Genomic DNA, 21,680 nt, shown 5'->3' on the forward strand with positions numbered 1-21,680 from the left:
GCGAGCAGACGGGTGAGCCGGCCGTCCGCGTCCCGGACGGCCGGAGCGCCGTGAGGCTTGTCTGATCAATCATCAGCTAGCGTCCCCCAGTGATCACATCTGTTCGTACGATGATCCTCCTTACCGTCATGGGCGGGGCGCTGGCCGGCTGCGCGAGCCCCGAGGCCACCCGCGCCGGGACGGCCGTCCTTCCGACGGCCCCGGAGAAGTCCGCGGCGGCGTCCCCCTCGCCGTCGCGGCCCCCGGAGAGCGGTCCGCCCGTGCTGGCCCCGGGGCCGGGCGGTCTCACGCCGGTCTTCGAGCGACGGGCCGCCGGGCGCGACGGCGCGGCCGCGTCGGACAAAGTGGTGGCGCTCACGTTCGATGCCGACATGACGGCGGACCAGGGCCGGCGTGCCGCCGGGGGCGAGCACTTCGACAACCCCGGACTCATCGCGTCGCTGCGCAGGCTGAAGGTCCCGTCGACGGTCTTCATGACGGGCAGGTGGGCGCAGGAATATCCGGACCAGGCCCGCTCGATCGGCACCGACCCCCTGTTCGAGATCGCCAACCACTCGTTCAGCCACCACGCCTTCTCCTCCCCCTGCTACGGGCTGCCGGCGGTCGCGGCGAAGGACATGCGGGCGGACGTGGAGCGGGCGTTCACGGCGATCCGGAGGACGGGGGCGCGCCATGTCGTGCCCTACTTCCGCTTCCCCGGCGGCTGCTACGACGACGCGTCGCTGAAGGCCCTGGCCCCGACGGGGGTGACCGCGGTCCAGTGGGACGTGGTCAGCGGTGACGCCTTCGCGACCGACGCGGACGCGGTGGCCGAGCAGGTGCTGGAGGGGGTGAGGCCGGGGTCGCTGGTCGTCATGCACTGCACCCGCAGCGCGGCGCCCGTCACCGACGACGCCCTGCGCCGGATCGTCCCCGGACTGCGCGAGCGCGGCTACCGCTTCGTCAAGGTCTCCGAGCTGATGCGCGGCTGAGCGGAACGCCCGTGTCCGCGTGTCAGCCGGAGCAGGCGGTGCGTCCCGCCTCCTGCCAGGCGCACACCGGGCAGAGGGTGCTGCCCTTCGTCGACTCCGGGTACTCGGTCGGCTTCCGGCACAGCACGCACTCCGCGTACGGCGGCCCCGCGTCCACGGGGACGGGGGCCGGCGCGGGCGTCTCGCAGTAGGCGTCGTCCATGCCTTCGAGCCTACTCAGCCCCGCGCGATCAATGCGCCGACGCCTTCTCCTGCTTGAGCTCGCTGGGCCGTACGATCACGAATCCCTCGCCCTGGAGCATCAGCTGGACCGCCTCGCCGGACCCGCCGCGCACCATCGAGCCGAAGCTCTGGGAGCGGTGCAGCGAGGTCGAGAGCTGGGCGCTCCAGCCGACGACCGCGTCCGTGTCGACGTACACCGGCTGCTGGGCGGTGACGGGGATCACGATGGGGGTGCCGTCGCAGATCAGGCCGAGTTTTCCGTATCCGCTGAAGACGCTGTTGAAGAGACCGCCGCCGGTCATCCCGGCGCCCTTCACCGTCTTGATCTCGTAGGACAGGCCGGCGTCGAAGCAGAGGACGTTGCGGCCGTTGACCGTCAGGACGTCGCCCTGCTCCATGTCCACGATGAAGCAGTTGGCCGCCTCGTGGGCGAACCACGCCTCGCCCTGGCCGGTGACCGCCATGAGGGGCAGGCCCTCGCCCGTCACCGCCCGCTTGAGCATGCCGCCTATGCCCTGGCCCTTGCGTTCGAACTGGAGATTGCCGCGGAAGGCGATCATCGAACCCTGACGCGCGTGCATCTCACCGTTGACGGCGTACTTGATGGACTTGGCGTTCTGCAGGGTCATGCCGGGGGCGGTGGCCGGCTTGGCCATGTGCTCACTGGAAAAGAGGTCGCTCTTCATGCCGTGCATCCTCACCCGGAGCCCTCGGTTCCACCAAGAACGGGTTGTCGCGGGAGCCTGGCAGACTGGAGGTGTGAGCAGCGACAGCATTCCCGAGGCCCTTCCCGCAGCGTCCGAAGCCCCCGCCGACAGCCCTTTCCGTACGGAGCCGACGGCCCGCGACGAGGCCCCGCAGTTCGTCCTGCCCCTGGTGGTGCACCTCGAGAAGACCGACCCTCCGGCGCGTAACGACGCGCTGGTGACCGCCGCCCGCGCGGTGCTCACGATCCTTGCCGACCCCCGCTCCCTCGGCGAGGAGGAGGGCGGCGCCGAGGGCGAGTGGGCCCAGGTCATGCGCGACTGGCAGGACGCCCGGATCCGCAAGGTGGTGCGGCGGGCGCGCGGCGCCGAGTGGCGCAAGGCGTCCACGCTCCCCGGGATCACGGTCACGGGTGAGCACGCGGAGGTGCGGGTCTTCCCGCCGGTGCCCCTGGACGGCTGGCCCAAGGAGCTGGCCAAGCTCCAGGTGTCGGGGACGGACCTCGACGACCCGCAGGCCCCGCCCGCGCCGGACCTGTCCGGCCCGGTGCTGTGGATGAACCCGGACGTCACCATGTCGGCGGGCAAGGCGATGGCGCAGGCCGGGCACGGCGCGCAGCTGGCCTGGTGGGAGCTTTCGGACACCGAGCGCAAGGCGTGGCGCGAGGCCGGTTTCCCGCTCTCCGTCGGCACCCCGGACCCGGCCCGCTGGCGTGAACTGACCGCGAGCGGGCTGCCGGTGGTGCGGGACGCCGGGTTCACCGAGATCGCTCCGGGCTCCTGCACGGTCGTCGCCGACCACCCCGCCCTGCGCCGCTGACCGACGGGCGGGTTCCAGGCGGCCACCGTTTCCGGGGCCGGCTGAACATTCCTTCGCCGGACTACGTATCTCCCCGTACCGCCACATCGGCATTACCGCCAAGTAGGTTGCACGACAACGCGGTTGGCGGTTGATTCGAGGCTGTCACGCACCTGCCCGGGAGACATCTTGCTGCGACGCGTCAACGGAACCGCCCTGATCATCGCGGCGCTTGTCGCCACGCTCGGCGCACTCGCCTTCCCCGTGTGGTCCTACGCCGACCGCTCCGGTACCGGTGAGGCCAATCTGAACGCGTCCAGTGTGGCCACCCAGTGGGGCCCGCTCTCCGCGACCGACCGGGACTTCCTGGTCAAGGTGCGGCTCGCCGGACTGTGGGAGCTGCCGGCGGGCCAGCAGGCCATCGAACGCGCCCCGAGCGAGGGGGTGAAGCTCGCCGGTGACCATCTGGTGGTCGGCCACACGGATCTGGACCGGCGGGCCCGCGACGTGGCGTCCAAGCTCGGGGTGGAACTCCCCAACCAGCCCACGGAACAGCAGCAGGGCTGGCTCGACGAACTGACCGCCGCCGGCGGCCAGGAGTACGAGCAGAAGTTCGCCAACCTGCTGCGCGCGGCGCACGGCAAGGTGTTCGCGCTGATCGCGCAGGTCCGGCACACCACGCGCAACTCACTGATCCGGCAGCTCGCTTCGGACGCCAACCAGACGGTGCTCGACCACATCACCATGCTGGAGCGCACCGGGTTCGTCGACTTCGACGGCCTGGCACGTGAGGCGGCGGGCGCCTCGACGGCAAGCCCCTCGGGGCCGCCGATGTCGTCGGGCGGTGGCGTCCCGCAGGTCCCGGTGCCGGTGACGCCGAGCGGCGACCAGTCGTTCACCTCCCGCCCGGTGCCGCCGACGATGGCCCCGCTGCCCCAGCCCTAGGGAACGACGGACTCAGTCGCGTCCCTGACGCCGGACATGACGGCATGACGGCATGCGAACGCCTGTTGATCTCCGTCAACGGACCATGGAATCAATCCGGAGTGTCCGGCTCCCGGGCATATCCGCGCCACCCCTCGTCCTCGCAGGTCGGCGGGGTGCCATTCGACCCGTCGAACGTGTCACGATCGAACAACGGGATACTCCGGCCCCGTCCGGGAACCTCAAATTCAGCTCTGAACGTCCCCCCTTGCGGGTTGGCCGCCGCTCGGTGGGGCCATCACCCCTGCACGGAACGGGGAGGGGACACCATGAAGCTGGGAACCGGTATCGGATGGCGGCCGGAGATCGCGGACACGGTCGAGGCGCTGCCCGGGATCGACTGGGTCGAGGCCGTCGCGGAGAACCTCTGCGAGGACCACCTCCCCGCGTCCCTGGTGCGGCTCCGGGAGCGCGGGGTCACGGTCGTCCCGCACGGCGTCTCGCTGGGACTGGGCGGGGCCGACCGTCCGGACCCCGGCCGTCTCGCGGGCCTGGCGGCACGGGCCGGACTGCTGGGCACTCCCCTGGTGACGGAGCACATCGCGTTCGTACGCGCCGGAGGGCAGCTCAGCGCCTCACCGGTCCTGGAGGCCGGGCATCTGCTGCCTGTCCCACGGACCTGGGACGCGCTCGACGTGCTGTGCGAGAACGTGCGGATCGCGCAGGACTCGCTGCCCGTGCCGCTGGCCCTGGAGAACATCGCGGCGCTGATCTCCTGGCCCGGCGAGGAGTTGACCGAGGGCCAGTTCCTCGCCGAGCTGGTCGAGCGCACCGGCGTACGCCTGCTCATCGACGTCGCCAATCTGCACACCAATCACGTCAACCGCGGCGAGGACCCCTCGACCGCACTCGACGAGCTCCCGGTGGAGGCCATCGCCTACGTCCACGTGGCGGGCGGCGTCGAGAAGGACGGCGTCTGGCACGACACCCACGCCCACCCCGTGACACGGCCCGTCCTCGACGTGCTGAAGCAGCTCCGCTCCCGCGTCGATCCGCCGGGAGTCCTGCTGGAGCGCGACGACGACTTCCCGCCGGCCGGGGAGCTGGCAGGTGAACTGGCCGCGATCCGCAGCGCTCTGGCCTCCGCCGCGGCGGCGCCCCCGGCCGGACGGCAGCGGCCGGCCCGCGCTCCCGAGCCCGCGCCCCGTGCCGTCGGGGCCCGCGAGCGGACCGGCCTGTCCCAGACCGCGCTGCTGTCGACGCTGGTGGCCGGCACCCCGGCGCCGGACGGCTTCGACCGGCGGCGCCTGGGGGTCCAGAGCCGGGCCCTGGCCGGGAAGCGGGCCGAGGTCGTGGCCAAGGTCGCGCCGGAGCTGCCCGAGATCCTCGGCGGCGGCTATCGCGAGGCATTCCTCGCCTACGCCAGGAACCGGCCGATGTCCGCCGGTTACCGCCGCGACGCGCTCGGCTTCGCCGAACACCTCCTCGTCACGGACCGGCCCGCCGACGAGGCCGCCCGGCGCAGACTGACGCGCTGGTGGCAGGAGCGCGCCGCCCCTCGTCCGCCGCGCCGCGGGACCCGTCTGGTCCACGCGGCCCGTACCGCTCTCCTCGGAAGGTGACCGCGATGAACACGCTCGCACTCGTGGTCACTCTCGTGGTGGCCGTCTGCTCGGTGCTCCAGCTGGCGACGCGGCGCACCGGTGCGCGGAACGCCGGCGGCACGGCGTACGTCCACGACCTCTCCGAAGTGGCGTTCCTCTGCGGCGGCCCGGCCAGGGTGGTGGACACCGCTCTCACCCGCATGCACATGGACGGGAGGCTGGCCATCGGTGGCCCCGGGATCGTCGCGGTGCAGCGCGAGGAGGCCCAAGACGCCGTGGAGCGCGCCGTACTCCACGACCTGGCCGCCGCCCGGAACGGTTCCCTGAGCCGTCTGCGGGAGGACGTGATGCGGCATCCGGCGGTGCAGGAGATCGGTGACGGGCTGGCGGCCCGGGGCCTGCTGGCCGCGCCGGGCGAGAGCCGGGCCCGCCGGGCACGGGGGCTCGTCCTGGGCATCGGATGCGCCGTGGGCTTTCCGGTCAGCATCGCCCTGACCGTCGCGCAGTACGCCACGCACGACGCGTACGCGGACATCCCGCTCCCCTTCTTCCTGAAGGTGCTGCCCGCCCTGGTGGCCGGGACCGTCATCGGTCTGGTCACCGCGGCGGCGGCCAAGGTGCGGCTCACCACGTCGGGCCGTGCGGCCGTCGACACCCACCGGACGGCCAACGCCCAGGTGACCGATCCGGCCCACCTGGTGGCCACGCGGGGCCTGGGGGCGCTGCCCGATCCCGGTCTGCAGGGGCAGTTGGTGACCGCGGCCCGGCAACGGCCCGCCCGGCGGACCCCTTCGGCCTCCTCGCCCTCGGCCTCCTCCGGAGCCGTGTTCGTGCCCGTGACGTGGTGTGCCGGGGTGGGCCCCGGCGGGGGCGGCTGCGGCGGTTCCAGCGGCGGTGGCGGCGACTCCGGGACGGGCTCGGCCTGCAGTTCGGGATCAAGCTGCGGCGGCGGGGGCGGCTCCAGCTGCAGCAGCGGTTCCAGTTGCAGCAGCGGATCGAGCTGCGGGGGCGGTTCCAGCTGTGGCGGCAGCTCCTGAGACGTGTCGATGTCCGCCCGTGTGCGGGATCGGCATGCGCACGGATTCAGCCACGTGTGACCTTCCGTGACCGGGATTCGTCCAAATCGTGAACACGGTGTGGCGCTTCACCGCAGGTTTCGCATAGAAATCCGCCATGCTCTGGGTCGTGCTTCTTCTGGTCGCGTGGGGCGCGGCCGCCGTGTCGTGCATCCGGCTGTGTCTCGTCACCGCGGGGGCCGCGCACCGGCCGCAGGGTGCCGAACGGGCGCCCGACTCCCCCGAACTCAACCTCTACGAGACGGCGTTCCTGGCCGGCGGCCCCCAGCGGGTGGCCGATCTGGCACTGGTCTCCATGCACCTGCGACGCCGGCTGCTGCTCGCGCACACGGGCTGGGCCACGGTCGTGGACCCCGAGGGCGGGGACGAGGTCGAACGCACCGTCATCCGCGCGATCGGCCCGGAGGGCCAGTCCCGGATAGCCCCGATACGGGCGGCCGCCGCCGCGGCCGACGCCGTGCGCGGCCTCGCCGACCGCCTCGTCGCCTCCGGGCTCGCGGTGCCCCACGGCACCCGTACGGGCCTGGAGTCGGCGGTCCGGGCCGTGCGGGGCGCCGCGGTCCTGGTCGTGGTCCTGGCGGCCGTGTCGCTACTGATGCCGGGTCAGGAGGCCGGCTACGCGGGACCGGTGGCCGCCTGGTTCGGTCTGCCGCTGGTACTGACGCTGGGCTGCCTGGCCATCGCCCGGGTGGAGAACCATCCGTACAGCCCCTGGGCGTCCCCGTCCGGGCAGCGCTGGCTGGACTCGCTGCCCGCACCGGTGCGTGGTGCGGACCGCGACCTGCTGGCGGCCGTGGCGGTACGGGGCGTGGGAGCGCTGGAGGACCCGGCCCTGAGGGCGGCTCTGCTGAGCGGCGCACGGTCCGGAGGCTGACCCGCGGGACGCGCGTACGGCGTCAGGGCCACCCCCGGCGGGGGCGGCCCTGACGCCGTACGTATCGAGTTGTTCGGCCCGGGACACATCGGCCGGACCAGGCGAGGAGCGGCGCCCCGCGGGGAGGAATGGCTGACTCCCCCGCGGGCCACGACAGTTCGCCGGCCGTCGGCCGATGTGTACCCGGCACCGGACCCGGTGTCGCTGGAACGACGGGCTGCGTCACACGCGCTGGTACCCGCCAACTGATCTTCCGGGTCGGGATGACCGGAAACGCTGGCTATGCGAGTCCGGCCACCAAGTCTGCGACGGACTTCCTGCGTCCGGTGTAGAACGGGACCTCTTCACGGACGTGCAGCCGTGCCTCGGAGGCCCGCAGGTGGCGCATGAGGTCGACGATGCGGTACAGCTCGTCGGCCTCGAAGGCCAGCACCCACTCGTAGTCACCCAGCGAGAAGGAGGCCACGGTGTTGGCCCGCACGTCAGGATAGCCGCGTGCCATCTTGCCGTGGTCCGCGAGCATACGGCGGCGGTCCTCGTCGGGCAGCAGGTACCAGTCGTAGCTGCGCACGAAGGGGTACACGCTGATGTAGTCGCGCGGGGTCTCGTCGGCCAGGAAGGCCGGGACGTGCGACTTGTTGAACTCGGCGGGGCGGTGCAGCGCCATGTTCGACCAGACCGGATCGAGCGCGCGGCCCAGCTTCGTGCGCCGGAAGAGGTTGTACGCCTCCTGGAGCTCGTCGGAGGTCTCCGCGTGCCACCAGATCATCAGATCGGCGTCCGCCCGGAGACCGGACACGTCGTAGGTGCCCCGGACCGTGACGTCCTTGGCGGCGAGCTGGTCGAACAGCTCCTGGACCTCGTCGGCATAACCGGCGCGGTCGAGCGGAAGGACGTCCTTCAGCCTGAAGACGGACCACAGGGTGTAGCGGATGACCTCGTTGAGGTCCTTGGCCTTCTTGCCTGCGTTCGGAAGCTTTTCTGGCGCACTCATACGGCTATTGTCCCGCCTCGCTCCCCGTGCCCCGAACCCGGGTCGGGGTGTTGTCGATCTCCCCCGCCGCCGGGACCGTCAGGTCCTGGACGATCTCGTCGGCGGCACGGTGCGCGCTCGCCACGCAGGCCGGGATCCCCACGCCGTCGTACACCGCTCCGCACACCCGCAGACCCGGCAGTTTCGCCACCTCGTCCCGGATCCGGGAGACCCGGCCGAGGTGCCCCACGGGGTACTGCGGGAGCCCGCCGATCCACCGCGTGACCTCGGTGTCCACGGGCCGGGCGGTCAGCCCGGCCGCCGTGGCGAGATCGCCCAGGGACGCGGCGACCAGCTCGGAGTCCTCGCGGTGCAGGTGCTCCTCCTCGCCGTAGCGGCCCACGGAGGTGCGCAGCACGAAGAGGTCGGGGGCCGCGTCGGCGACCCACTGCCACTTGTTGCTGGAGAAGGTGGCGGCCTTGATGGTGCGCCCGTCGACGGGCGGCACGAGGAAGCCCGAACGCCCGTGGAGCGCCTCGGTGTCCGCGATGTCGGAACGCCGGAAGGCCATGGTCACCAGGGCCATCGAGGCGTACTCGACGGCGGCGAGCTCGACGGACGCCGCCGGGCACTCGGCGGCGAGCAGGGTGGACGCGGACCAGGCGGGAGTCGCCAGGACGACGGCGTCGGCCGCGATCACCCGGCTGTCGGTGCGCACGTCCCAGCCCTGGCCGGTCCGGGTCAGGCCGAGGACCGGGGTCTCGTCGAGGATCTCACCGCCCGCGGCGCGCACGGCGTCGGCCACGGCGCCGGGCAGGGTGCCGATGCCCCCCTCGATGCCCTGGAAGACCGGCCCGGTCTGCTGCCGTGCGGCGGCCCTCTCCTGGATGCGGAGTACGCCGTCGAGGAGCGGTCCCCCCTCCTTGACGGCTTCGAAGAGCTGGGGGACGGCCGCGCGCATCGAGATCCGGTAGGCGTCCCCGGCGTAGACCCCGCCGAGCAGCGGTTCCACGAGCCGGTCGACGACCTCGCGGCCGAGCCGGTCCGCGACGTAACTGCCGACCGCCACGTCGTCGCCGACGGCGGTCGGGGTCAGGTCGCGTTCCTCGGCGATCCTGGCCAGGCCCTCGGGCGAGAGCACCCCGCCGAGCGCCGCCGGGTCGCCCGGGACCCCCATCACATGCCCCTTGGGCATGGGGCGCAGGGCGTCGCGGGTCCACACCGACGCGGTGGCCGTGGCGGGCGGCTGGAGACGGTCCCCGAGCCCCACGTCGGTGGCGAGTGCGACCGCTTCGGGCCGGCGCGCGAGCATGGACTCCGCGCCCAGGTCGACCCGGGTGCCGGCGATCTCGCCGGTCATCAGCTTGCCGCCGAGCCGCGCGGTCGCCTCCAGGAGGGTGACCCGGATACCGGAGGCCGACAGCCGGTGGGCGGCGGCGAGTCCGGCGATGCCCCCGCCGACGACGACGGCATGGCCCGGGCGTGTGGTGTCGCGCTGAAGAGGACGCTGCATGGGTCCACTCTCTCAAACCCGTCCCGAGTCCCGAACGTGACCACTTCGAAACCGCCGGTGGGCAACCCGCGCACGGGGGTGGCACGTCGAACCGGCACCATCGACGACATGCCCTGGGGGGACCCTCATGCCTGACGGACGCCACACCGAAATCCGCCCACCCGCCCGGCCGTTCCGCCGCCGCCCGCGCGCGCTGGCCGCCGCGGGACTGCTCGGCGTGCTCCTGGCCACCGGCGCCTGCGGCGCCTCGTCCGACAGCGGTTCCCTGTCCGATTCCAAGGCGGCGCCGCCCCAGGCGGCCGGGGCGGCGGCGAAATCCGCCGACCGGTCCTCGGGCAAGGCCGGGTCCGCGCCGGATCCGGGTTCCGCGGTCGCGGTCCACGTCATCCGGACGGCCACGCTGTACGTCGAGGTCGAAAGCGTGCCGAAGGCGGTCTCCGCGGCCAGGGGCGTCGCGGAGGCCGCGGGCGGGCTGGTCGCCGAGGAGACCACGGAACGGGTCGACGACACCCACGACGCGTCCCACCTCGTCCTGCGGGTGCCGCAGGCCCGCTACGACGAGGTGCTGCGCGACCTCGCCGGGGCCGGGAAGCTGGTGTCCCGCACCTCGAACGCGAAGGACGTCACCGGGCAGGTCGTGGACGTCGAGAGCCGGATCGCCACGCAGCGGGCGAGCGTCGCGCGGGTCCGCGACCTGATGGACAAGGCCGAGAAGCTCACCGACGTGGTGACGCTGGAGGGGGAACTCAGCAGTCGGCAGGCCGCGCTGGAGTCGCTGCTGGCCCAGCAGGAGTCGCTGAAGGACCGCACCACGCTGGCGACGGTCACGCTCGAACTGAGCGAACCGGAGGCGGACGCCGGGGACCCGGACGGGGAGACCGGCTTCCTGGACGCGCTGGGCGGCGGCTGGGACGCGTTCGTCACGATGCTGCGGTGGATCATGGTGGCGGTCGGCGCCACGGCTCCGTTCCTGGCCACCGCGGCCGTCCTGGTGCCCCTGTGGCGACTGCTGCGACGCCGTCCGGCACGGCGCAGCACGGCGTCCCCGGAGGCCACGAAGACCGCTGAAGCCCCGCCCGCCCCGTAGGCGTCGTAGCGTGGGCCCCTGATCCTGCACACGGCGGCGAAGGGACCCGGCATGGCGGCGGAGCGACTGGTGGTCGTGGGAGGCGACGCGGCGGGCATGTCGGCCGCGTCGCAGGCCCGCAGGCTCAAGGGGCCCGAGGAGCTGAGCATCGTCGCCTTCGAACGCGGCGACTTCACGTCGTACTCCGCCTGCGGCATCCCGTACTGGGTGAGCGGTGACGTCGAGGGGCCCGACGCCCTCGTCGCCCGTACGCCCGAGGAGCACCGGTCCCGGTCCATCGAGCTGCACACCCGTACCGAGGTCACGGAGATCGACGTCGCCGGGCACCGCGTGCGGGCGCTGGACCGCGACAGCGGCGAGTCCCGGTGGACGGGCTACGACAAGCTGGTGATCGCCACCGGCGCCCGGCCGGTGCGCCCGGACCTGCCTGGCATCGACGCCCCGGGGGTCCACGGCGTGCAGACGCTGGACGACGGCCGGGCGCTCCTGGATTCCCTCGACCGGGCCCCGGGGCGCCGGGCGGTCGTCGTCGGCGCGGGCTACATCGGCGTCGAGATGGCGGAGGCGATGCTCAGGCGCGGCTTCGAGGTGACGGTGCTCAACCGTGGCGCGCAGCCGATGGCGACGCTCGATCCGGACATGGGGCGGCTGGTCCACGAGGCGATGGACGGCCTGGGCATCACCACGGTCAACGGGGCCGCGGTCACCAGGATCGACACCGGCCAGGACGGCCGGGTCACGGCGGTCGCCACGGACGGGGGCACCTACCCCGCCGACGTCGTCGTGCTGGGCATCGGCGTCGAGCCGGAGACCGCCCTGGCCCGTGAGGCGGGTCTGCCGCTGGGCCCGCACGGGGGTCTCCTGACGGACCTGTCGATGCGGGTCACGGGACACGACGACATCTGGGCCGGGGGTGACTGCGTCGAGGTCCTGGACCTCGTCGCCGGACGCACCCGGCACATCGCGCTCGGCACCCACGCGAACAAGCACGGTCAGGTCATCGGGGCCAACGTCGGGGGCGGCTACGGCACCTTCCCCGGAGTCGTCGGTACGGCGGTGAGCAAGCTCTGCGACCTGGAGATCGCCAGGACCGGGCTGCGCGAGAAGGACGCGAAGGCGGTCGGACTGCGTTACGTCACGGCGACGATCGAGTCGACGGGCCGCGCCGGCTACTACCCGGGAGCGAAGCCGATGACGGTGAAGATGCTCGCGGAGTACCGCACCGGCCGGCTCCTGGGCGTGCAGATCGTCGGCCGCGACGGAGCGGCGAAGCGCGTGGACGTCGCGGCGGTGGCGCTCACCGCCGGGATGACCGTGGAGGCGATGACCGCGCTCGACCTCGGCTACGCGCCGCCGTTCTCCCCGGTCTGGGATCCGGTGCTGGTGGCCGCCCGCAAGGCCGTGTCGGCGGTGCGGGCGGCCGGCACCGACTAGCGGGCCGTCTGCCGGTGGACGTACTCCACCAGGCGCGTGAGGGCGTCCGGGTCGGTGGACGGCATGACGCCGTGGCCGAGGTTGAAGATGTGGCCGTCGAGACCGGCGGCGGCGTCGAGCACCTCACGGGTCTTCGCCTCCACCGCCTCGGTCGGCGCGAAGAGCACCGCGGGGTCGAGGTTGCCCTGGAGGGCCTTGCCGGGACCGACCCGGCGGGCGCCCTCGTCCATCGGTACGCGCCAGTCGACGCCGACGACGTCCGCGCCGGCCTCGCCCATCAGGCCGAGCAGCTCGCCGGTGCCGACGCCGAAGTGGATGCGCGGGACGCCGTAGGACGCGACGGCGTCGAAGACCTTCGCCGAGGCCGGCATCACGGAGCGGCGGTAGTCGGCCGGGGCGAGCGCGCCGACCCAGGAGTCGAAGAGCTGGACGGCGGAGGCGCCGGCCTCGATCTGGACCTTGAGGAAGGCGCCGGTGATCTCCGCGAGCCGGTCGAGCAGGTCGGCCCAGAGCTCCGGGTCGCCGTACATCATGGCCTTGGTGCGCTCGTGGTTGCGGGACGGGCCGCCCTCCACGAGATAGCTCGCGAGGGTGAACGGCGCACCGGCGAACCCGATCAGCGGCGTGGCGCCGAGCTCGGCGGTGAGCATCCCGATGGCGGCGGTGACGTACGGGACGTCCTCGGGGGTGAGGTCGCGCAGCCGGGCCAGGTCGGCGCGGGTACGGATCGGCTCGGCGATCACCGGGCCGATGCCGGGCTTGATGTCGAGGTCGATGCCGATGGCCTTGAGCGGTACGACGATGTCGCTGAAGTAGATCGCGGCGTCGACCTTGTGACGGCGCACGGGCTGCAGGGTGATCTCGGTGACCAGCTCCGGCATCATGCAGGAGTCGAGCATCGCGATGCCCTCGCGGACCTTCAGGTACTCGGGCAGCGAGCGTCCCGCCTGGCGCATGAACCAGACCGGGGTGTGCGGCACGGGCTCACGGCGGCAGGCCTTGAGGAAGGCCGATTCATGGGTGGCGGGGGTCGTCCGCAGGCCCGAGGACGGGCCCTCCCCTGTTCGGACGGAGCTGAGCTCTTGGGGAAGGTCGTTGGCACTCACGCACAGAATCTTCGCACGGAGTGGCAACGAGCCGGACGTCGCATGGGTGTCCCTCCCTGCACGGCGCTCCGGTTCCGCCTACTCTTCCCCGCATGGCTCCGGCTCAGGGACAATTCTTCGATCATTCCGATGGCACCGACAGCGAGGAGGGTGCGGACGACGACGGCGTCCCGCCCGCGTTCCGGTCGGCGGTCGACGCGTTGCGTTCCGCCCGGCTGCGCCCCGAACTGGAGGTCGAGCCCACACGGCCGCCGAAGCGCCTCGCCCCGCACGCGTACGCCGTGGAAGCCGCGGTGGTGGACGGTGAGGACGACCTCGCCGACGGCCGCCTGGTCCTCCTGCACGACCCGTCCGGACACGATGCCTGGCAGGGCACCTTCCGCCTGGTGACGCTCGTGCGGGCCGAACTGGAACCGGAGATGGCGGCCGACCCGCTGCTGCCGGAGGTGTGCTGGTCCTGGCTCACCGGGGCGCTGGACGCCCGGGGGCTCTCGTACGGGGAGGCGGGCGGGACGGTGACGCGCGCCGGGTCGCACTATTTCGGCGCGCTGTCCGAGCGGCGTGCGGCGACGCAGATCGAGATCCGGGCCTCGTGGACGCCGCGCGAGGGGCGCGGCGGGGTGCCGGACGTGGGCGCGCATCTGGTCGCCTGGGGCGATCTGCTCTGCCAGCTCGCCGGGCTGCCGCCGTCGGGCACGGCCGACGCGGCGGTGGTGACGCTTCCGCAGCGTCGGGGCCCCCAGGTCTCGTAACACCGCGTCACCTTCGGAAGAGAGCCGGCCGCACAGCGACCGGCTCTCTTTTCGTACAATCGATCGCCCGTCCTATTTGCCCGAATTGTTACTCACTAAATCGTGATCTTCCCCTAAAGGAGGACGCACCTGCTGCCGAAGAGGTCAATGACCCTTCAAGCATGGTTCGCCCCGGCTTCATCCCCGAGCCGGCCCGTCCCGCCACTCCCCAGGAGGCCTGGTGTCCGTTCTCCTCGAGCAGCCCGCAAGCCTGGTCGCCTACCGCCCTAACAAGCCGACGGCCATGGTCGTCGTGGCCGACCCACGCGTCCGTTCCACCGTCACCCGCCATCTGTGGGCCCTCGGAGTTCGTGACGTCATCGAGGCGTCGTCCATCGCGGAGGCCCGCCCCCGCGTCGGCAACCCGCGCGACATCTGCGTTGCCGACGTCCACCTGCCCGACGGTTCCGGGCTGACCCTGCTGTCCGAGACCCGAGCCGCCGGCTGGCCGAACGGCCTCGCCCTCTCCGCCGCCGATGACATCGGCGCGGTGCGCAACGCCCTCGCGGGCGGTGTGAAGGGCTACGTCGTCACCGGCACCCGCACCAACATCGGCCACCCCACCCGTCCCGGCATGGCCCCGATCGGGGCCAATGCCGCCCGAATGCACCGCAGGCCCCCCGGCACCCCGAGCCACCCGGGCGGCTACCGCGAGCTGTCCGGCCGTGAGGTGGAGGTGCTCCGCCTGGTCGCCGAAGGCCAGTCCAACAAGGCCATCGGCGTCTCGATGGGCCTCTCCGCCCTCACGGTCAAGAGCCACCTCGCCCGCATCGCCCGCAAGCTCGGCACCGGGGACCGCGCCGGAATGGTCGCCGTCGCCCTGCGAACGGGCATCATCCACTGACCCCGCATCCACCGGCACCTGCACAGATGCACAACCGGCCGGTTTACGTGCATGGTCGCCCGTCGACGGAACGTTCCGTCGACGGGCGACGCGTACACACAGATACCCTTGGCATGTGACCGACGCCCAAGAGACCGCAGCAGACACATCACTGCGAACCACCGGGGGCGCTCCCCCGGACGACGTCGCCCCGGCGCCGATCCCCTTGCTCGAGCCGCGCGAGGGAATCCCCCCGGTGGTGGCGACCGACGACGCGCTGGCCCGGGTGGTGGCGGATTTCGCCGCCGGCACGGGCCCCGTCGCCGTCGACGCGGAGCGCGCCTCCGGCTACCGCTACGGGCAGCGCGCCTACCTGGTGCAGCTGCGTCGCGAGGGCGCGGGGAGCGCGTTGATCGACCCGGTCGGCTGCCCCGACCTGTCCGCGCTCGGCGAGGCCCTCACCGGCAGTGAGTGGATCCTGCACGCGGCCACCCAGGACCTTCCCTGCCTGCGCGACATAGGTATGACCCCGACCTCGCTCTTCGACACGGAGCTCGCCGGACGGCTGGCGGGATTCCCGCGTGTCGGACTGGGCGCCATAGTCGAGAACGTCCTCGGCTACGCCCTGGAGAAGGGGCACTCCGCGGTCGACTGGTCCACCCGCCCCCTGCCCGACCCCTGGCTGCGCTACGCCGCGCTCGACGTCGAGCTGCTGGTGGACCTGCGCAACGCCCTGGAGGAGGAGCTGGACCGGCAGGGCAAGCTGGGCTGGGCGCTGGAGGAGTTCGCCGCGATCGCCTCGGCTCCGCCGGCCCCTCCGCGCAAGGACCCGTGGCGCCGGACCTCCGGCATGCACAAGGTGCGCCGCCGCCGCCAGATCGCGGTCGTCCGGGAGCTGTGGACCGCGCGCGACCAGGTGGCGCAGCGCCGTGACATCTCCCCCGGCAAGGTGCTCGGCGACGCCGCGATCATCGAGGCCGCCCTGGCGCTCCCGGTGAACGTGCAGGCCCTCACCGCACTGCCGGGCTTCGGGCACCGCATGGGGCGCCGTCAGCTGGAGCAGTGGCAGGCGGCCGTCGACCGGGCCAGGCAGCTGCCCGAGTCCGAGCTGCCGCAGCCCGGTCAGCAGCCGGCGGGCCCTCCGCCGCCCCGCTCCTGGGCGGACAAGGACCCGGCCGCCGCCGCCCGGCTGTCGGCGGCCCGTACCGCCGTGTCGGAGCTCGCCGAACGGCTGCACATGCCGCAGGAGAACCTGATCACCCCGGACACCGTGCGCCGGGTCTGCTGGGAGCCGCCGAAGGCCCTGACCCCGGCCGCGGTCGAGACGGCGCTGGCCGGGCACGGGGCGCGCCACTGGCAGATCGAACAGGTCGGCCCCCTGCTGCTGCGCGCCCTGGACACCGGCGCCTGACCGCCCCCGGACGCGCCTTCGGACGCACGTACGCCCCTTCGCCGGACACGGCGCAGGGGCGTACGCGTGTCGGGACCGCGCCATCGGCCGCCTCATCCAGGAGGATCGAATTCACGCCAGTTACCCGGCCACGCCGGGCCGCCGGCGGCACCCCCGGGCATGTGACGTTCGCCGCTCCGGCGACGGGGGGTGGGCAGTCTGGTTACCCGCAAGTAGCATGAGGGGCGTGGCGCGCCGATGCGTGCGCCCGCAGCAGTGCCACCCCGCACCCTGGAGGAGAGCCACCGTGCCTCGTACCATCCGGGACGTCGTCTTCGTCGACGGCGTCCGCACCCCGTTCGGCAAAGCGGGCCCGAAGGGCATCTACCACGAGACCCGCGCCGACGATCTCGTCGTGAAGGCCATCCGGGAGCTGCTGCGCCGCAACCCGGACCTGGACCCCGCGAAGATCGACGAGGTCGCCATCGCCGCGACCACCCAGATCGGCGACCAGGGCCTCACCCTCGGGCGTACCGCCGGGATCCTGGCCGGTCTGCCGCAGTCGGTCCCCGGCTACTCCATCGACCGCATGTGCGCGGGCGCCCTGACCGCCGTCACCTCGACGGCCGGTTCCATCGCCTTCGGCGCGTACGACGTCGTCATCGCCGGCGGTGTCGAGCACATGGGCCGCCACCCGATGGGCGAGAGCGTGGACCCCAACCCGCGCCTCGTGTCGGAGAAGCTGGTCGACGAGTCCGCCCTCTTCATGGGCATGACCGCGGAGAACCTGCACGACAGGTACCCCTCGATCACCAAGCAGCGCGCCGACGAGTACGCGGTCCGCTCGCAGGAGAAGGCCGCCAAGGCGTACGCCAACGGCAAGATCCAGCAGGACCTGGTGCCGGTGTCCGTGCGCCGCACCAACGCCGAGGCGGGCGAGACGGGCTGGGGCCTGGTCACCGCCGACGAGCCGATGCGCCCGGGCACCACCCTGGAGTCCCTGGCAGGTCTGAAGACCCCGTTCCGCGCCCACGGCCGCGTGACGGCCGGTAACGCCGCCGGGCTCAACGACGGCGCCACCGCCTCGCTGCTCGCGTCCGAGGAGACCGCCCGCGAGCTGGGCCTCCCGGTCAAGATGCGTCTCGTGTCGTACGCCTTCGCGGGCGTCGAGCCCGAGGTCATGGGCTACGGCCCGATCCCGGCGACGGAGAAGGCCCTGGCCAAGGCCGGCCTCTCCATCGAGGACATCGGTCTCTTCGAGATCAACGAGGCCTTCGCCGTGCAGGTGCTGGCCTTCCTGGAGCACTACGGCATCGCCGACGACGACCAGCGCGTCAACCAGTACGGCGGCGCGATCGCCTACGGTCACCCGCTCGCCTCCTCCGGCGTCCGCCTGATGACTCAGCTGGCCCGCCAGTTCGAGGAGCAGCCGGAGGTCCGCTACGGCCTGACGACCATGTGCGTCGGCTTCGGCATGGGCGCGACGGTCGTCTGGGAGAACCCGCACTTCGAGAACGCCGGAGGCAACAAGTGAGCTCCACCACTGAGCTTCTGAAGGGCGCGGCCGAGCTGTTCCCCGGTGAGGTCGTCACCCAGGCGCACGTTCGCCACCTCGACCTTCCCGGCGGCGCGGGCCGTTTCGCCCTCATCACGCTGGACAACGGCTTCGACCACACCAAGCCGACCACCATCGGCCCGCAGTCGCTGGCGAACCTGAACGCCGCCGTCGACCAGGTCGAGAAGGAGGCGGCCGAGGGCACGATCGTCGGTGTCGGTGTGACCGGCAAGCCGTTCATCTTCGCGGTCGGCGCGGACCTCAAGGGCGTCGAGCTCCTCAAGGAGCACCAGGACGCGCTGGCCATCGGCAAGGGCGGCCACGACGTCTTCCGCCGCCTCTCCGGCCTCGCGGTCCCGACGTTCGCCTACTACAACGGCGCGGCGATGGGCGGTGGCGTCGAGATCGGGCTGCACTGCTCGTACCGCACCGTCTCCTCGGCGCTGCCGGCGTTCTCGCTGCCCGAGGTCTTCCTCGGTCTGGTCCCCGGCTGGGGCGGCTGCGCGCTGCTGCCGAACCTGATCGGCGCCGACCGCGCCGTCTCGGTGATCATCGAGAACTCGCTGAACCAGAACCGCCAGCTCAAGGGCAAGCAGGTCTTCGAGCTCGGGATCGCCGACGCGATCTTCGAGGGCGCGGACTTCCTGGAGCAGTCGCTTATCTGGACGGCGTCCGTCCTCAAGGGCGAGATCGCGGTGGAGCGTCCCGAGGTCGACCGCGGTGACGCCTGGGACCAGGCGGTCGCGCGCGGCAAGGCGATCGCGGACTCCAAGGTGCACGGTGCGGCCCCGGCCGCGTACCGCGCGCTGGAGATCATCGCCGCGGCGAAGTCCGGCGACCTGGGCGCCGGCTTCGACGCCGAGGACCAGGCCCTCGCGGACCTGATCATGGGCGGCGAGCTGCGCTCCGGGATCTACTCCTTCAACCTGGTCCAGAAGCGCGCCAAGCGCCCGGCCGGTGCTCCGGACAAGGCCCTGGCCCGTCCGGTGACCAAGGTCGGCGTGGTGGGTGCGGGCCTGATGGCCAGCCAGCTCGCGCTGCTCTTCCTGCGCCGCCTCGAGGTGCCGGTCGTCCTCACGGACATCGACCAGGAGCGCGTCGACAAGGGCGTGGGCTACGTCCACGCCGAGATCGAGAAGCTTCTCGGCAAGGGCCGCATCAACCAGGACAAGGCCAACCGCCTCAAGGCCCTGGTCTCCGGTGTGCTGGACAAGGCGGAGGGCTTCTCCGACGCCGACTTCATCATCGAGGCCGTCTTCGAGGAGATCGGCGTCAAGCAGAAGGTGTTCGCGGAGGTCGAGGCGGTCGCCCCGGCGCACGCCATCCTCGCCACGAACACCTCGTCCCTCTCGGTCACCGAGATGGCGTCGAAGCTGAAGAACCCCGAGCGGGTCGTCGGCTTCCACTTCTTCAACCCGGTCGCGATCCTCCCGCTCCTGGAGATCGTGCGCGGCGAGCAGACCGACGACGCCTCGCTGGCCACGGCCTTCGGCGTCGCCCGCAAGCTGAAGAAGACCGCGGTGCTGGTGAAGGACGCCCCGGCGTTCGTCGTCAACCGCATCCTCACCCGCTTCATGGGCGAGATCCAGAACATCATCGACGAGGGCACCCCGGTCGGGACAGCGGAGAAGGCCATCGAGCCCCTCGGCCTGCCGATGTCCCCGCTGGTGCTGCTGGAGCTGGTCGGCCCGGCCATCGGTCTGCACGTCTCCGAGACCCTGAACCGCGCGTTCCCGGACCGTTTCACGGTCTCCGAGAACCTCGCGGCGGTCGTCAAGGCGGGCAAGCGCGGCTTCTACGTCTACGACTCCGGTGCGCCGGTCCTCGACCCCGAGGTCGCCGCGCTCCTCAAGCAGGGCGACAGCGTCCTGACCGAGGAGCAGGTCCGTGACCGCGTCCTGGACGCGGTGGCGCAGGAGATCGGTCTGATGCTGGCCGAGGGCGTCGTCGCCGAGCCCCAGGACATCGACCTGTGCCTGATCACCGGCGCGGGCTGGCCCTTCCACCTGGGCGGGATCACGCCGTACCTGGACCGCGAGGGTGTCTCCGAGCGGGTCAACGGGAAGCGTTTCCTGGAGCAGGGCGTGGCGAGCGTTCCTGCCTGAGGCGGCACCGCACGCTTCTTCACCGATTCCGCATGGAAAACGTCAGCGGGCCGTACGGATCTTCGTACGGCCCGCTTTCGTGTGCGCTGGTATTGCCTGGTACGTAGCCGAATCGGAATCATTTGATTGCAGACTCGACCAGAAACATGAAGCAAGGCGCCGCGGGACGAGAGGCCCGTACGGCTTCCCCTGCTGCCCGCCGGCCACCTGGGGCCGCACCGCTGCACGGCCGTGGTGCCGCCGGATCCCGGGGTGCTCTGGGACCTGTGGGTGGGCCGGCGGTACGACCCCCTGGTCGCACGACTGGGCCGCTTCCTCACCGACGTGGTGGACGTGAAGGCCGTCTTCGCCTACCCCAACACCGTCGTGCAGGCCGGTGACGGTCCGGCCGTCCTGGTCAAGCCGTACTACACCGCCGGCACCGAACTCTCCGTACGGGTCTCCGAGAAGGCGGAGTGACGCGGGGTGATGGCCAGGACCCGGCCGCCGGCCGGTGACGGGATCAGAACCGGAGCCAGGCCTCCAGCGCCATGCCCTGCTGATCCAGCCGCTGCCTGGTCACGCTCAGTCCGCCTTCAGGGCCGATGGCGGCCACGACCAGCCGGCCTGCCCGGTCTCGGGCCAGTGCGGGTGCTCCTTCGCAGGGTTCCCGGGTGTCGGCCCACCACGCGCCCGCGGACTCGGCCTCCGTCGGGTAGGCGGTCACCGCGAGGGTGCCCGTCTCCTCGGCCTGGGCCAGCACGGTGCAGTCGTAGCCGTCGACGAGACACCGGGACAGGGCGAGGGGGCCGCGGCCCGACCCGCCGGCCAGCGGGGCGGGAGCGACGTCCTCGCCGCCGGGTCCGGGCAACCGGTAGGCGACGACCTCTCCGGTGCCCTCGTCACGCCAGAAGTGGGTGATCCTGTCCTCGTAGGACTCGACGCCCGACGCCGTCTCCGGACGGGCGATGAACACCAGGTTGGGAGCGCGGTCCAGGGAGCCGCCCGGCTTCTCCTGACGCCACACGTACACGCCCTTGTCCGCCGGCATGAAGAGCTCGACCCGGCCGGAGCGGGTGACGACCGCGGAGATTCCGTCCCTCACGCGCTTGCACGGCAAAGCCGTCCACTTGCCCCAGGTGCCCTCCCGGTTGCGCCGGCGGGTGAACACCCCGCCGGCCGCGCTGCGGACGAAGACATGGACCACGTCGCTCCCGTCGACCACGGCCACCGGTGCGCCGAGGGCCGCCGCCTGCGCGGCGTCCTGGCCGTGCGGGTTCCCGATCGAATGCCATCCGGTCATCGGACGGCCCGTCTGGTACTGGGACGCGTAGACGACGTCGAGCGGCGCCTGGGGGCCGCCGCCCTTGCGGCGCATCGTGAAGAGGTCGACGTAGCCGTCGCTTCCGCGTGCCACGGAGAGGTACGGAAGGATCCCCGTGTCGGCGAGCAGGAGTTCGGGCCGGCTCCACTCCTCGGGCCTCGTCACGGACTCGGTCCAGCGCACGACGCCCCCGGTCCGTCCCGCGGCGTACGCGGTGAGGCGGCCTTCCCTGTCCGGCACCAGCCATCCGGTGGTGCGCGGCCCGGCTGCGACGGCGCGCGGCGCACGGTCGGGCCCGCCGGCAGGTCCGGAAGGAGTCCCCCCGGCAGGATGACCGGCACGCCTGCGCCCTGAACGCAAACCCATTGCTCCCCGCCCGCTCTTCACCGAGTACTTCCTCCGGTGCCGAACGGCGAAGGGCGGAGT

Annotated in this window: 20 protein-coding genes; 14 read left to right on the forward strand and 6 right to left on the reverse strand. The window is 72.3% G+C overall.

What is annotated here, in order from left to right; translation table 11 throughout:
• Window positions 1-110: 110 nt before the first annotated feature.
• Window positions 111-971 carry a polysaccharide deacetylase family protein gene (locus IA22_RS0123290; RefSeq protein ID WP_030124726.1) on the forward strand — a complete coding sequence of 287 codons (861 nt, stop codon included), beginning with the start codon at window positions 111-113 and terminating at the stop codon, window positions 969-971.
• A gap of 22 nt (window positions 972-993) precedes the next feature.
• On the opposite strand, the gene IA22_RS0123295 is transcribed toward IA22_RS0123290, so the two are convergent.
• Together IA22_RS0123295 and IA22_RS0123300 are read right to left on the reverse strand one after the other, a co-directional pair.
• Window positions 994-1,173 (reverse strand): hypothetical protein, encoded by a 180-nt coding sequence (locus tag IA22_RS0123295; protein ID WP_015579259.1) that lies wholly within the window; start codon window positions 1,171-1,173, stop codon window positions 994-996.
• Window positions 1,174-1,201: 28 nt separating this feature from the next.
• On the reverse strand, window positions 1,202-1,879 hold the full coding sequence (locus tag IA22_RS0123300) for an AIM24 family protein (protein WP_030124727.1): 678 nt from the start codon (window positions 1,877-1,879) through the stop codon (window positions 1,202-1,204).
• 73 nt (window positions 1,880-1,952) lie between these two features.
• Here IA22_RS0123300 and IA22_RS0123305 point away from each other — a divergent pair, with 73 nt between their 5' ends.
• From IA22_RS0123305 to IA22_RS0123325, 5 genes are all read left to right on the forward strand, one after another.
• Window positions 1,953-2,717, forward strand: a complete 765-nt coding sequence (locus IA22_RS0123305) for a peptidyl-tRNA hydrolase (protein ID WP_030124728.1) — start codon at window positions 1,953-1,955, stop codon at window positions 2,715-2,717.
• Between the two features lie 171 nt (window positions 2,718-2,888).
• Entirely contained in the window at window positions 2,889-3,641 is a 753-nt protein-coding gene (locus IA22_RS0123310; protein ID WP_030124729.1) for a DUF4142 domain-containing protein, read from the forward strand.
• A gap of 308 nt (window positions 3,642-3,949) precedes the next feature.
• A complete protein-coding gene (locus tag IA22_RS0123315) occupies window positions 3,950-5,242 on the forward strand; it encodes an MbnB/TglH/ChrH family RiPP precursor modification enzyme (RefSeq protein WP_030124730.1) in 1,293 nt (430 codons plus the stop codon).
• 5 nt (window positions 5,243-5,247) lie between these two features.
• Window positions 5,248-6,261, forward strand: coding sequence for a TIGR04222 domain-containing membrane protein (locus IA22_RS0123320; protein ID WP_030124731.1), 1,014 nt, complete (start codon window positions 5,248-5,250; stop codon window positions 6,259-6,261).
• Window positions 6,262-6,397: 136 nt separating this feature from the next.
• Window positions 6,398-7,174, forward strand: a complete 777-nt coding sequence (locus tag IA22_RS0123325; RefSeq protein WP_014153334.1) for a TIGR04222 domain-containing membrane protein — start codon at window positions 6,398-6,400, stop codon at window positions 7,172-7,174.
• 280 nt (window positions 7,175-7,454) lie between these two features.
• On the opposite strand, the gene hemQ is transcribed toward IA22_RS0123325, so the two are convergent.
• On the reverse strand, window positions 7,455-8,168 hold the full coding sequence (hemQ, locus tag IA22_RS0123330) for a hydrogen peroxide-dependent heme synthase (protein WP_014153335.1): 714 nt from the start codon (window positions 8,166-8,168) through the stop codon (window positions 7,455-7,457).
• 4 nt (window positions 8,169-8,172) lie between these two features.
• Window positions 8,173-9,660 (reverse strand): protoporphyrinogen oxidase, encoded by a 1,488-nt coding sequence (gene hemG / locus IA22_RS0123335; RefSeq protein WP_030124732.1) that lies wholly within the window; start codon window positions 9,658-9,660, stop codon window positions 8,173-8,175.
• A 127-nt stretch (window positions 9,661-9,787) separates the two neighbouring features.
• Between hemG and IA22_RS0123340 the strand changes: the two genes are divergently transcribed.
• On the forward strand, window positions 9,788-10,747 hold the full coding sequence (locus IA22_RS0123340; RefSeq protein ID WP_030124733.1) for a DUF4349 domain-containing protein: 960 nt from the start codon (window positions 9,788-9,790) through the stop codon (window positions 10,745-10,747).
• Window positions 10,748-10,798: 51 nt separating this feature from the next.
• Window positions 10,799-12,181 (forward strand): FAD-dependent oxidoreductase, encoded by a 1,383-nt coding sequence (locus IA22_RS0123345; RefSeq protein ID WP_030124734.1) that lies wholly within the window; start codon window positions 10,799-10,801, stop codon window positions 12,179-12,181.
• Here the strand turns inward: IA22_RS0123345 and hemE are convergent.
• Window positions 12,178-13,221 (reverse strand): uroporphyrinogen decarboxylase, encoded by a 1,044-nt coding sequence (gene hemE / locus IA22_RS0123350; protein WP_030124735.1) that lies wholly within the window; start codon window positions 13,219-13,221, stop codon window positions 12,178-12,180. The two genes, IA22_RS0123345 and hemE, sit on opposite strands and share 4 nt — an antisense overlap.
• A 158-nt stretch (window positions 13,222-13,379) precedes the next feature.
• Between hemE and IA22_RS0123355 the strand changes: the two genes are divergently transcribed.
• From IA22_RS0123355 to IA22_RS0123380, 6 genes are all read left to right on the forward strand, one after another.
• Window positions 13,380-14,039: a DUF3000 domain-containing protein gene (locus tag IA22_RS0123355; protein WP_030124736.1), complete on the forward strand. Its 660-nt coding sequence runs from the start codon at window positions 13,380-13,382 to the stop codon at window positions 14,037-14,039.
• Between the two features lie 220 nt (window positions 14,040-14,259).
• On the forward strand, window positions 14,260-14,922 hold the full coding sequence (locus IA22_RS0123360) for a helix-turn-helix transcriptional regulator (protein WP_014153341.1): 663 nt from the start codon (window positions 14,260-14,262) through the stop codon (window positions 14,920-14,922).
• Between the two features lie 115 nt (window positions 14,923-15,037).
• Complete coding sequence (locus IA22_RS0123365; RefSeq protein WP_014153342.1) at window positions 15,038-16,312, forward strand: HRDC domain-containing protein; 1,275 nt, start codon at window positions 15,038-15,040, stop codon at window positions 16,310-16,312.
• A gap of 286 nt (window positions 16,313-16,598) precedes the next feature.
• A complete protein-coding gene (locus tag IA22_RS0123370; RefSeq protein ID WP_014153343.1) occupies window positions 16,599-17,825 on the forward strand; it encodes a thiolase family protein in 1,227 nt (408 codons plus the stop codon).
• Window positions 17,822-19,951, forward strand: coding sequence for a 3-hydroxyacyl-CoA dehydrogenase NAD-binding domain-containing protein (locus IA22_RS0123375; protein WP_030124737.1), 2,130 nt, complete (start codon window positions 17,822-17,824; stop codon window positions 19,949-19,951). The genes IA22_RS0123370 and IA22_RS0123375 overlap by 4 nt, the downstream gene beginning before the upstream one ends.
• Before the next feature lie 252 nt (window positions 19,952-20,203).
• Entirely contained in the window at window positions 20,204-20,410 is a 207-nt protein-coding gene (locus IA22_RS0123380) for a hypothetical protein (RefSeq protein ID WP_015579247.1), read from the forward strand.
• Window positions 20,411-20,453: 43 nt separating this feature from the next.
• Here the strand turns inward: IA22_RS0123380 and IA22_RS0123385 are convergent, their stop codons facing one another.
• Window positions 20,454-21,494 (reverse strand): PLL family lectin, encoded by a 1,041-nt coding sequence (locus tag IA22_RS0123385; RefSeq protein WP_030124738.1) that lies wholly within the window; start codon window positions 21,492-21,494, stop codon window positions 20,454-20,456.
• Window positions 21,495-21,680 lie beyond the last annotated feature (186 nt).

It is taken from the genome of Kitasatospora papulosa (genome assembly GCF_000717245.1).
GTDB classification, from domain to species: domain Bacteria; phylum Actinomycetota; class Actinomycetes; order Streptomycetales; family Streptomycetaceae; genus Streptomyces; species Streptomyces papulosus.

Coding starts and splice junctions, on each gene's coding strand:
- IA22_RS0123295 (WP_015579259.1), bottom strand. CDS start 1,173: ATGGACGACGCCTACTGCGAGACGCCCGCGCCGGCCCCCGTCCCCGTG.
- IA22_RS0123315 (WP_030124730.1), top strand. CDS start 3,950: ATGAAGCTGGGAACCGGTATCGGATGGCGGCCGGAGATCGCGGACACG.
- IA22_RS0123290 (WP_030124726.1), top strand. CDS start 111: ATGATCCTCCTTACCGTCATGGGCGGGGCGCTGGCCGGCTGCGCGAGC.
- IA22_RS0123300 (WP_030124727.1), bottom strand. CDS start 1,879: ATGAAGAGCGACCTCTTTTCCAGTGAGCACATGGCCAAGCCGGCCACC.
- IA22_RS0123340 (WP_030124733.1), top strand. CDS start 9,788: ATGCCTGACGGACGCCACACCGAAATCCGCCCACCCGCCCGGCCGTTC.
- IA22_RS0123345 (WP_030124734.1), top strand. CDS start 10,799: ATGGCGGCGGAGCGACTGGTGGTCGTGGGAGGCGACGCGGCGGGCATG.
- IA22_RS0123355 (WP_030124736.1), top strand. CDS start 13,380: ATGGCTCCGGCTCAGGGACAATTCTTCGATCATTCCGATGGCACCGAC.
- hemQ (WP_014153335.1), bottom strand. CDS start 8,168: ATGAGTGCGCCAGAAAAGCTTCCGAACGCAGGCAAGAAGGCCAAGGAC.
- hemG (WP_030124732.1), bottom strand. CDS start 9,660: ATGCAGCGTCCTCTTCAGCGCGACACCACACGCCCGGGCCATGCCGTC.
- IA22_RS0123320 (WP_030124731.1), top strand. CDS start 5,248: ATGAACACGCTCGCACTCGTGGTCACTCTCGTGGTGGCCGTCTGCTCG.
- IA22_RS0123325 (WP_014153334.1), top strand. CDS start 6,398: ATGCTCTGGGTCGTGCTTCTTCTGGTCGCGTGGGGCGCGGCCGCCGTG.